This window comes from Thauera sp. GDN1 (genome assembly GCF_029223545.1).
Lineage (GTDB): Bacteria > Pseudomonadota > Gammaproteobacteria > Burkholderiales > Rhodocyclaceae > Thauera.
This window is the reverse complement of the sequence record NZ_CP097870.1, coordinates 1,880,903-1,892,096: the sequence shown is the minus strand read 5'-3', so window position 1 is coordinate 1,892,096 and position 11,194 is coordinate 1,880,903. Positions and strand designations below refer to the sequence as shown.

8 protein-coding genes are annotated in these 11,194 nt (G+C 67.6%); 3 read left to right on the top strand and 5 right to left on the bottom strand.

Features of this window, described 5'->3' with window-relative positions:
- Window positions 1-15: 15 nt before the first annotated feature.
- Window positions 16-834, bottom strand: a complete 819-nt coding sequence (locus tag CKCBHOJB_RS08595; RefSeq protein WP_281051554.1) for a hypothetical protein — start codon at window positions 832-834, stop codon at window positions 16-18.
- A gap of 64 nt (window positions 835-898) precedes the next feature.
- Window positions 899-1,351 (bottom strand): hypothetical protein, encoded by a 453-nt coding sequence (locus CKCBHOJB_RS08590; protein ID WP_281051553.1) that lies wholly within the window; start codon window positions 1,349-1,351, stop codon window positions 899-901.
- A 190-nt stretch (window positions 1,352-1,541) separates the two neighbouring features.
- On the opposite strand from CKCBHOJB_RS08590, the gene CKCBHOJB_RS08585 reads away from it, so the two are divergent.
- From CKCBHOJB_RS08585 to CKCBHOJB_RS08575, 3 genes are all read left to right on the top strand, one after another.
- The gene (locus tag CKCBHOJB_RS08585; RefSeq protein WP_281051552.1) at window positions 1,542-2,447 is read left to right on the top strand and encodes a helix-turn-helix domain-containing protein; all 906 of its coding nucleotides are present in this window, start codon (window positions 1,542-1,544) and stop codon (window positions 2,445-2,447) included.
- Window positions 2,448-2,554: 107 nt separating this feature from the next.
- Window positions 2,555-5,236: an ATP-binding protein gene (locus CKCBHOJB_RS08580; RefSeq protein WP_281051551.1), complete on the top strand. Its 2,682-nt coding sequence runs from the start codon at window positions 2,555-2,557 to the stop codon at window positions 5,234-5,236.
- 316 nt (window positions 5,237-5,552) lie between these two features.
- Window positions 5,553-6,305, top strand: coding sequence for a hypothetical protein (locus CKCBHOJB_RS08575; RefSeq protein WP_281051550.1), 753 nt, complete (start codon window positions 5,553-5,555; stop codon window positions 6,303-6,305).
- A 606-nt stretch (window positions 6,306-6,911) separates the two neighbouring features.
- On the opposite strand, the gene CKCBHOJB_RS08570 is transcribed toward CKCBHOJB_RS08575, so the two are convergent.
- The 3 genes from CKCBHOJB_RS08570 to asnB all read right to left on the bottom strand — a co-directional run bounded on the left by CKCBHOJB_RS08570 (window position 6,912) and on the right by asnB (window position 11,181).
- Window positions 6,912-8,042, bottom strand: coding sequence for a glycosyltransferase family 4 protein (locus CKCBHOJB_RS08570; RefSeq protein ID WP_281051549.1), 1,131 nt, complete (start codon window positions 8,040-8,042; stop codon window positions 6,912-6,914).
- A gap of 75 nt (window positions 8,043-8,117) precedes the next feature.
- Complete coding sequence (locus CKCBHOJB_RS08565; RefSeq protein ID WP_281051548.1) at window positions 8,118-9,197, bottom strand: EpsG family protein; 1,080 nt, start codon at window positions 9,195-9,197, stop codon at window positions 8,118-8,120.
- Window position 9,198: 1 nt separating this feature from the next.
- Complete coding sequence (gene asnB / locus CKCBHOJB_RS08560; RefSeq protein WP_281051547.1) at window positions 9,199-11,181, bottom strand: asparagine synthase (glutamine-hydrolyzing); 1,983 nt, start codon at window positions 11,179-11,181, stop codon at window positions 9,199-9,201.
- Window positions 11,182-11,194 lie beyond the last annotated feature (13 nt).

The window sequence follows — 11,194 nt, the reverse complement described above, 5'->3', positions numbered from 1 at the left end:
GGTTGGGGGGGCACATCAGTTCTGCACATTGGGCTTTGGCTGCTGCGCAGTGGGCATCGGAACCGGCGTCAGCAAGTCGGCCACCAGCGGCTTGCACACCTCTCTTGCAACGGGAAACTCCTTCATCAGCACATCGACCACGCCGAGCGCCACCGGCCCGTTGAGCGCCTCGAACTGCAGGCGCTCCTGGTTCTGCATGCCGGCCTGGCCGGTGACCAGGTTGCCGTTGATCGACTTGCCGGCCGTCAAGCCCAGCTGCGAATAGCGCACCGGGCGCTGGATCATGCTCATCTGGCGGTTGAGCCGCGTTCCCGCCTCGTCGAGCTGGATCGACAGCGATAGCTGCGCCCAGCCGATCTGCACCACCGGGCCGATGCCGGCCACCTGCAGGTCGGCGTAATACGCGGTGCCGAAGTCCAGCGTGTTGAAGATGCCGTTGATCATGTACTGCGCGGGGGCCTGGATCGCCGGCGGCCCGAAGTAGGTCGAGATCACCCGCCCGCCCGCCTTGGCGATCGCGTCGGTGATGTAGGACGCGCTGCCGCCCTGCGGCACGAAGGCGCCGGTCGCGCCGTTCGCCACCGCGTTGATCTTGCCAGTGCTATCGGCGAACGGCCCCACCACAAAGGTCTTGCCCGCAAGCGCGCCGGTGCTACGCACGCACTCAAGGACCTGTTCGATGCGCGGATAGGGCTGCACCACGCTCGGCAGCCGGGCGATCGTCACCGGCACTTCAACAGCCCGGCCCTCACCCTGCATCGCACCTAACGTCGATTGGCAGCCGGGCAGGCTAAGCAGCGCGCCCGCAGCCAGCGCTGCCTGGCCCCATCTCATCAAAGAATTCGTCATCGCCCGCCACCCTCTCCCTGTGTGGTCTCGACCTGGCGCGGATCAGGCATCACAGCCCGATGTCGCTGATCGACACATCCCGCACACTTACATCACCCGTGTTCAGCGCGTCCTGCACCGCATCGACATCCACCGCGTTACCGTCGCCGATAATCGTCGTGCTGACGATCGTCTGCGCCCCGATGGCCTGCACTGAAATCGATGCGCCATTCAGGTAAAGGATTCCCTTCTTGGCCATCTCGACCGCTGCCGCGCTATCGCCCGCCAACTGGTGCATCTGCATGGAGGTGAGGTTGCTGCCACTGCTGCTTGTTGCCCACATGATCGAGGCCGAAACCGAACCGCCCGAGCCGTTCGTGCTCATCGACCCCACATAAGACGCACTCCCGGGCTGCGCCCAGGCTGTGGCCCCTGGCAAGGTCAGCGCAAGCGCGAGCGCAAGCTGTTGCCCTTGAAACAGTTGGCGACCCTGCACTTTCGAGTATTGAGGACGCGCATTCATAGTTCGCTCTCCCTGTCATGGTCTTGTCGGTATGCCGGCGCCGTGTTGCTACGCCTTGCAGGCAGATTCTCATCACCGAGTCGATGCATACATTTGCTAGAACGCGAAAATGTTTTGGAAAAATAAAAACTTTACGACCATCAACATTGATTACTAGCTAAATACTTACCTCGCTGGAACAATCGCACCCATGCTCAGCAGGCCACGCCCCCCTCTATCGGCACGCATTCTTCTGGTCGATGATCGCGAGGAGGATCGCCAACTCCTCGTCGACCTTCTACGCCGACAGGGTTATCGCCTTTACATCGGCACCGACGGTCATGACGCCGTCGAAAAAGCGCGCTACGTCCTGCCCGACCTCATCCTTATGGACATCCGCATGCCCGGCTGCGATGGCATTGCCGCCTGCCGCTTGCTCAAGGCCGATCCCACTACGGCCGCCATCCCGCTCATCTTCCTGACCGCTGCAGCGCTACCCGAAGAAAGGGTGCTCGGCCTGTCAGAAGGCGCCGTTGACTACATCACGAAGCCTTACCACTTCGATGAGGTGCGACTCCGCGTCGCCATCCACCTTGCCCCGCAGAGTCCAGATGCACGCCCTGCAAAAGGGTCGACGAGCGATGGGCAAATGACAGATCCGCAGAGTGGCAACGGGCAGTCCGCGTCATCGGTCGAGCACAGCGTGTACAGGGCCGCACAACGGCTGCTGCTCGCCGACCTGGCCGAAACGCCAGAGCTGTCGGAACTCGCGCGTGCTGTCGGCACCAACACGCGCAACCTCAACGAAGCTTTCCGCAAATTCACTGGCGTCACCGCGCTCAACTACCTGCGCGAGGTGCGCATGAAGGAAGCCGGCCGGCTACTGCGCGAGACCGGGCTGGACATACAGACCATTGCCACCGACCTTGGCTACGGCAATGCAGCCAACTTCTCCACCGCCTTCCGCGAGCGCTTCGGCATGCCGCCCCGCCAGTTCCGCAACGCCCGGCCGGAAGGCGCGGGCAGCCGCGACAAGGCCGGCAAGGACGCCGGCGACGATGTACCTTCGGAGGCGAAGCCAGCCGGCGGCCCCGGCCATCCGTCCGGCGCCGCGTGATGCGCCCCTTAACTCGCGGCACTTGGCGCACACCCAACCTTGCGCAAATCCTTGTGATCATCCTCTGCCTTGCCTGGCTTGCAAGCCCGCCTGCCCACGCGGCCAGCGTGGACATCAGCACCGTGACGCAGTCGAGAAATCTGCTCGGTGCGATGTCTGTTCACCGCGACGCCAGCGGCCAGTTCACCCCAGAAGAAGCCGCACGCCGTCCTGGTGTCGTTCCCGCCTCGCCACTCGCGCTGCGCTTCGGCTTCACGACTGCCACACTCTGGCTGCAGCTACGCGTCGGCAACGCATCTCGCGGTGCGGTAACGCGCTGGCTGTCGCTCGGGCATGCCCGCCTGGAATATGTCGATGTTTACCGCCTCGACGCCAGCGGCAGCCGCGTCGAAGCCTCGTGGCCCGGGGGCGTCGCCCGCCCACTCACCGCCCGCCCCATCCCCGGCAAGGAATCGCTGTTCCCGGTAACACTCGCCCCTGGCGAAGAGGCACTGCTCCTCCTGCGCATCCACGGGCGCACCCTGACAGCCCTGGATGTGAGCATCTGGGACCCCACCCACTACCGCGAACGGGAAGCCGCTGCAGACCTCCAGCTCCTCGTACCCGCGGGCGCCTTGCTCGCCGTAGCGATATACCTGCTGGTCAGCGCGCTCTACCGTCGCGACCTGCCCTTCATCATGCTCGCGCTGTGGATGTGTTCGGCCGTCGCATGCGAGCTTGCCATCAAGGGATACCTTTACCGCTTCCTGATTACTGCGGGTGGCGAGCCAGCAATCCGAGCACCGGTCTTCTTCCTGAACATGTCGCTGGGCTTGGCGGCGGCTTTCATCCACAGCTTCCTGGCCGCCGACAAAGCATCGGTCTTGGGCAAAGTCTTGCTTGGCATCAGCCTTGCAGGCTTCGCGCTCGCGCTTGGCGCTCCCTTCGGCGACGTACAGGTGCTGGCGACGGCCTTCCTCGGCTGCCTCACGGTGCTATGCTTGGCCTATCCCTTTCTACTCGTGTCGGCCTGGCGCAGGCGCCATCCGAACTTCGGGCTGTTCATCGTCGCCCTGAGCGGGCTGTGGGGGACCGTCCTGGCGCGCATGCTCGTCATGCTCGGCATCCTCCCGCCCAGCGAGATCTCCAACGTAACCCTGTCGATGGTGTATGCCGCGGGCCTGGGTTGCGCCGCGATGCTTGGTGTCGTCCGCCGCACCATCACCCAACACCAGGACACACTGAGTCGGCAAAACGCCCGCTTGCAAGCCCAGCAGAAGGAGCACGCACGGCTCGAGGCCGCCATCGAGCGCCGTACGCGCGCCCTGCAGAACGCCCTCATTGACGCCGACGAGGCCAACCGCGCCAAAAGCGACTTTCTCGCCCGCGTCAGCCACGATCTGCGCGCGCCGCTCACCGCCATCCTCGGCTACGCCGACCTCATCATTGGCAATGGCGGCGGCCAGGCCGACAACGGCCGCGTCATTCGCCGCAGCGCCCAGCACCTGCTCGGCCTGCTCAACGACCTCATCGACTACGCCCGCGGCAGCAGCCAGCCCGACGCCCTCCAGCCGCTCCCGGTGTACACCGCGAGCCTGCTCAACAGCATCGCCGCCGAGGGCGAATCACTCGCCCGCCGCACCCACAACCGCTTCGACTACCAGTTAAGCTGCGCGCTGCCGGCGGTCATCGAAGTCGACGAAAAGCGGTTGCGCCAGATCCTCATCAACCTGCTCGACAACGCCGCCAAGTTTACCCACCACGGCCACATCCGCTTCAGCGTGCAGTGCCAGGGCGAGGGCAACGCCGACGAGCCCCTGCCCATCGTTTTCATGGTTGAAGACACCGGCCCCGGCATGGCGCCCGGCGAGCTCGACCACATCTTCGAGCCCTTCCAGCGCCTCAAGGCCACCGAAAGCCACGAAGGCCTCGGGCTCGGCCTGGCCATCGCCAAGCAATGGGCAGACTGCATGAACGGGCACATCCAGGCCGAAAGCACGTCCGGCCAAGGCACGCGCATGCGCGTCACCATGCACATCAAGCCCGCCTCCGAAGATGCCCTCTCCTACCCCCACCAAACCTGCCGCGAAGACAACCTGCCCGAACTCGACGGCGATGGCCGCCGCGTCTGGGTCGTCGAAGACAGCCACGAGATCCGCAACCTGCTGTGTGTCGAACTACGCAGCCAGGGCTTCACCGCGCTGCCCATCGCCAACGGCCACGACGCCCTCACCCTGCTCGCCAACCCGGCCACGCCCGTACCGGACCTGGTGCTGACTGACCTCAAGATGCCCTTCGCCAGCGGCGAGGACGTGCTGGCCGGGGCGCGCGGGAAATGGCCCGAGCTGCCGGTCGTGCTGCTGACCGCGACGCCTGACGCGGCGATCGCCGCTGCCGCGTCGACGCTGCTGCAGACGCAATCGATGGACGCCGCGGCACGCACGGCCAGCTCGCCCGACGCCGCCAAGCCCGCACGCGAGCACTTCTCCGCCATCCTCTCGAAGCCGGTCAGCCTGCTGCTCTTGCGGCAGACCCTTGCCGACCTGCTCGGCCTCGAATGCGCCTCACCCGCATCCACCGCGGAAGACACTGCCGCCCTCGCGTACCCCGATGCAGCTCGCCTCGCCGAAGCGCTCGCCCTGGTCCGCATGGGCGCCATCTCCGATCTCATCGACTGGGCCGACACCCTCACCGCCGAAAACCCCGCCTGGTCGGACTTCGCCACACAAGCCCGCGCACTCGCCGAACGCGGCGAAATGCCCCGGCTGCTGAGCCTGTGCCAGCCCCTCCTGCCGGCCGCGCCCCCTTAGCCTCCCTGTAGGCGCGCCGGCAGGCGCGACCACGGCGGCCCGCCCTCAACCACGCGCCGCGCCCACGGGGCGGGCGTATCCATGTGGGAGCGGCAGCCGCGAACGGCGTCAGCTCAAAAGCGTCGGAAATTTTTACAGCCCGGCCCGCGCCCAAACCGCGAAAACCGGCCAACCCCTTGACCTAAAACACCTTTCAAAACACGGCATATCCCTTGCGTCGACGCGCTCATCACCCCCTCTTCGGTGACCCGACCGCTCGCGGCGTGCAAGCTGGCAACCTGCGCACCACGGGCAGCGGTCCCTCACCGCGCGCCCGATGCTCGCCAAACTCGCCGCCATCCTTGCTCCGCTCGCCCTCACCGTCCTATCCGCCTGCACCACCGTCGGCGCCCACCACCCGCCACTGCGCGACAGCCTCGACTTCGGCCCGGCCGAAGCGGTCCGCATCTGCCTTCAGGCCGACGACGGCATCAGCGAAGAGCAGGCACGGCGCATCATCGCTCCGGCCCAGGCCGAGTTCGCCGCCTACGGCATCGACATCACAGTCCCCTGGGTGCGCCCCTGGCGGCGCGAAGGCTTCGGCGCCGACGCCCTGTTCGCCGCCGTGGTCATGCAGCCGCTCGAAGCGCCCTGCGACCGCCAGCTCACCCTCGTTGGCCGCAATCTCGGCGACGTGCTGTGGGGCCTGGTTGGTGTGGAGGTGCTCGGCGCCGTCGATCTCGCCACCCATACTCGCGGCTACGTCGTTGGCCAGCGCGGCTCGCTCAACCAGCTGCTGCAGAGCCCCGCCCAGGTCGCCGTGCATGAGACCTACCACCTCCTCGGCTGCCACCACGACCTCGTGCTCTCCGACTGCTACCACCGCATCCGCGAGCTCAAGCGCCTCACCCGCCAGAACCGCGCGGCCGGCAACGACTTCTTCGCCGCCATCACCGTCGGCGGCAAGCCGATCCTCAGCCGCCACCGCGCCGACCAGCTCGCCCACAACGCCAACCGCACGCTCGCCGGCAACGCCACCCCCAAGCCCGCCAGCCCCTGCATCACCGCCGGCACTGGTACCGGCTGCTGAGCTGAGCGACCATTCGCGCCTGCCGGCGCTCCTACATACACCAACCACCTCCGGACCGAACCACGTCCGGGCCGCCCTGTAGGAGCGGCGGCCGCCGCGATCGGAGCGGTCCGGCAATCAACGTGGCCGACGCAGCCCACCGCCGCCGACGCAGCCCACCGCCCCAATCGCGCCTGCCGGCGCTCCTACATACACCAACGCGATCCGGGCCGAACCACCTCCGGGCCGAACCGTAGGAGCGGCGGCCGCCGCGATCAGCTCGGTCCAGCAACCACCGCCGCCAACGCAGCCCACCGCCCCAATCGCGCCTGCCGGCGCTCCTACACACACCAACGCGATCCGGGCCGAACCACCTCCGGGCCGACCTGTAGGAGCGGCGGCCGCCGCGATCAGCTCGGTCCAGCAACCACCGCCGCCGACGCAGCCCACCGCCGCCAACGCAGCCCACCGCCCCAATCGCGCCTGCCGGCGCTCCTACATACACCAAGACGTCCGGAGCGAACTGTAGGAGCGGCGGAAGGCGTGGTCGGCGCTCGCCGGACCGAACGTATCTGCCGCTGGGCATTGACGACCGCGTTGATGGTTCGCTCAACCCGCTCGACGCCGCTAACTCAACAACTCCTTGTACACCGCCAAGGTCCGTGCGATGACATGGCGTTCGTCGAACTCCGTCAAGGCCCTCGAGCGGGCTGCAGAGCCGAGTCGTTTGCGCAGGCCGGGATCGGCCTCGAGGCGCGCGATTGCCCGGGCAAGGGCCACCGCGTCCTTCGGCGGCACCAGCAGGCCGTTCGCCTCGTGGGTGACGACTTCACGGCAGCCCGGAGCATCGGTCGTTACCAGCGCCAGACCACAGGCCCCGGCCTCGATCAGTCCCTTGGGCAAGCCTTCGCGGTAACTCGGCAACGCCACCACGTCGACCGACGCAAAAAGCGCTGGCATGTCGTCCACATGCCCCAGCCACGTCAACACGCCGTCGGCCACCCAGCCACGCACGGTCGGCTCGGGCACGGCGGCCGGATTCCCCGGGTCCGGGTCGCCCGCGAGCAAGAACTCCACCGCCCTGCCCTCCGCACGCAGCAGCCGCGCGGCCTCGACGAACTCCGCTACCCCCTTGTCCCATAGCAACCTGGCCGGCAACAGCACGCGCAGGCGCGCGCCGGCATCGCGGACGACCTCAACATGCGGCGGCGCAAACCGGCGGCAGTCTACGCCCGACCCCGGGATAAGCCGCATCTGCTCACGCCGCACCAGCCCCGCGTCATCGAACAGCGCCACGTCGTCCGGGTTCTGCAGAATCAGCCGCGATCGCCTGCCTCCCAGGGCCACGCGCATCAGCGTGCGCACCAGCGGACGCAGCATGCGGGCACGGGTGTCGGCGCTGGTGAACACATAGCCCATGCCGGCCACCGCATTCACCCGCGCGCGCCCGGCGCAGCGCGCCGCCAGCGATCCATACACCGCACACTTGATAGTGAAGCCGTGCACCAAGTCCACACGCTCGGCCCGCACCAGGCGGTGCAGCCAGGCGACGAGCGCCAGCTCGCGCAGCGGATTCAGGCTGCGGCGCTCCATCGGCGCCGCGATCCAGCGGAAACCGAGCGCCTGCAGGCGCGCGCCATAGGGGCCGGGCGGCGACACCAGCAGCACCTCATGCCCCGCATCGCGCAGCGCCGCCGCCAGCGAGCGGCGAAAGTTATACAAATACCACTCGGTATTGGCGAACAGCAGCAGCTTCAAAGGGACGATTCCGGCAGAAACGTGGCGGGTTCGACACCCCGCGGGCTGCGCACGCGCGCAGTCAACGCACGGGGGCTAGACAAGCCCTTCCAGCAGATAGAAGCGGTACGGCACCCAGGCGTACGCGTGCGCGGCGTAGTTCAGCCACACGAACTGCACCACCGCGTAATACCCCAGCACCAAGGCCACCCAGCCCTGGTTGTTGGCTTTGGCCGTGCCGAACACGTCCGGCAGCTGCGAAAAAACCACCAGCTGCAAGGGCAGCAGATACAAGCCGATCCGGTCCAGTGCCGTGGTCGCCGGGCTCACGAACAGCAGCGCCATCAGCACCAGCGACAAGATCGCAAACCAGCGCCACAAGGCCCCATCCGCCCCTGAAAAACGGAAGCGCGGCCACCACAGCAGCAAGACCGCCGCCGGCACCGCATTCATCGCCAGCCGCACCAGCGCACCCTGCGACTGGTATTCCGCGTCGAGATAGTTCGTGATCAGCGCGTCCACCGCATCGGCCAGCAGCAGGAAATACGCCAGCAGCGTGATCAGCCCCACCCAGAACAGCGTCCATAACTTGTTGCGCGTGGCCGCCAGCGCCGCGATCGGCAGCAGCAGCACAGCCGACTTGTGAAACGTCGCCCCCAGCACCACCCACAGCACAAAGCCCGCCACGGACCCCCGCCGCAAGGCCACCAGGCCCAGCATCGCCAGCCCCAAGGCCACGCCCTGGCGCGAATACCCCATCGCCACCACGATCACCAGGTAAGGCACGGCAACCGCCAAGGCCAGCCACGGGCGCTGCAAGCTGCGGCAAAAGTGCAGCAGGCCCGCCGAGAACAACAGGCCGCTCACCACGTTCACCCCGAAGATGCCCCAGCCGAACTCCACGCTCAGCCAGTTCAGCAGGTGATAGCCCGGGTCGCCCATTGCCAGCACCTCATCGAGCGTGGCGCCGCGCACGCTGAAGAAGTTGCGCAGATAGTTGCCCCAGTCGCCGCCCACCTGGAAGCGGTAGCCAATCACCAGCGTCAGCAGGCACAGCAGCACCCCCCAACCCGCGCTCCAGCGCACATCCATGGCGCCCTGCGCCGCCGCACCGGGGCGGGCGGCATTAAGCGCCCCCAGTGCCGGAATCAGGAACAACAGCCAATAGGGCCACATCTCAGCGACTCGCCTCCAACCAGGCTTGAAACATCAACACGCTCCACAAACGCGCAGTCCAGTCGTATCGACCACTCAAGTGCTGCCGCCACGCCACCCCAATGGGGCGGGGATCCAGATAGCCCTGTTCGCGCAGCACACACTCGTCCAACAAGGCCTCGGCCCAGTCGCGCAGCGCCCCCCGCAACCACTGCCCAACGGGGATCGCGAAGCCCGCCTTCGGCCGCTCGATCAGCGCGCGCGGCACGTGCTCGTAGAGCACCTCGCGCAGCGCCCATTTCCCCACATCGCCGCTCAGCTTCGTGTGCATGGGCATGCGCCACACCAGCTCGGCCACCCTGTGGTCAAGAAACGGCGTGCGCGTCTCCAGGCTCACCGCCATCGCCGCGCGGTCCACCTTGCACAGGATGTCGTCAGGCAGGTAAGTCATCGCGTCGCGATACATCATGCGCGCCGCAGCATCCTCGATGCCGGCATCGGGCTGCGGCAACGGCAGGTCTGTAATCTTACCAGCCCCCAGCACCAATCCGTGCCCCGCCGGCCACTCGCTCACCAGATTGGCGTACAGCTCATCCACCGTGTTTGCGCCCTGCAAGGCACGCCCCAGCTTGTGCAGCTTCTCGCCCGGGCGCACCAGCCCTGCCCTGCTCAGCCACGCGTCCCACCGTCCGGGCGACACCGCCAGCAGGCCCCGCGCGCCCGCCTGGCGCAGCCCATGGGGCCACGCCCCCACCCGCTGCCAGATCCGCGGCCCCCAGAAATAGCGGTTGTAGCCACCGAACAACTCATCCCCGCCGTCGCCGCTCAAGGCCACGGTCACCTGCCGGCGCGCGGCCTGGCACACCAGGTAGGTCGGGATCTGCGACGAATCCGCAAACGGCTCGTCGAACATCTGCGGCAGCAGCGGAATCACCTCGCGTGTCTGCGCGGCGGCCACGAACAACGCCTGGTGATTCGTCCCCAGATGCTGCGCCACCGCGCGCGCATGGGGCGACTCGTCGAAGCCCGCCTCCTCGAAACCGATGGTAAAGGTCTGCACCGGCCGGCTCGCCTGCGCCTGCATCAGGGCAACGATAGTCGCCGAATCCACCCCGCCGCTCAGGAAGGCCCCCAGCGGCACATCGGCCAGGCTCTGCAGGCGCACGGCCTCGCGCAACTGCGCCGCCAGCGCAGGCACGGCCTCGGCTTCGGCCAGCGGCGCGCGCGCGCCATCGGACACCGCGCGGGCTAGCGACCACCAGCGCTGCAGCGCCAGCGTGCCGTACTCCTCGCCGGGCAACAGCGGCGCGTCCGGCCCCTGCCCTGGCGGCGCATCACGCAGCGTCAGCAGGCAGCCCGGCTGCAGCTTGTAGATCCCCTGGTAAATGCTCAGCGGCGCCGGCACGTACATCAGCCGCAAATACTGCGCCAGCGACTCGCGGCACACCCCCGCATCGAAGCCCGGATAGGCGCGCAAGGCCTTGAGCTCGGACCCGAACACGAAGGCCCGCTCCGCCCCCCTACCCGCCCAGCCGTAATACAGCGGCTTCTCGCCGAAGCGGTCACGTGCCAGCGTCAGCGTGCGGGCATGCACGTCCCACAGCGCGATCGCGAACATCCCCACGCTGCGCTCGAGCGTGCCCGCCACCCCCCAGTGCTCGAAGCCCGCCAGCAGCGTCTCGGTGTCCGAATGCCCACGCCAGGGCGGCGCCGCCCCTGCCGCCTGCAGCGCGGCGCGCAACGCGAGGTGGTTGTAGATCTCGCCGTTGAAGGCGATCACATACCTCCCCGAGTCCGACGCCATCGGCTGGTGCCCCGCCGGCGACAGATCCAGAATCGCCAGGCGCACGTGTCCCAGTGCCACCCCCGCCTGCTCGTCCGCCCACGCACCCGCATCGTCCGGCCCGCGATGCCGCAGCGCCGCCGCCATGGTCGCCGCCGTCGCGCGCAAGCGCGCCCCGCTCATGCCCGCATGCGCGAGCACAAACCCGGTCATTCCACACATACGCGCAATTTCC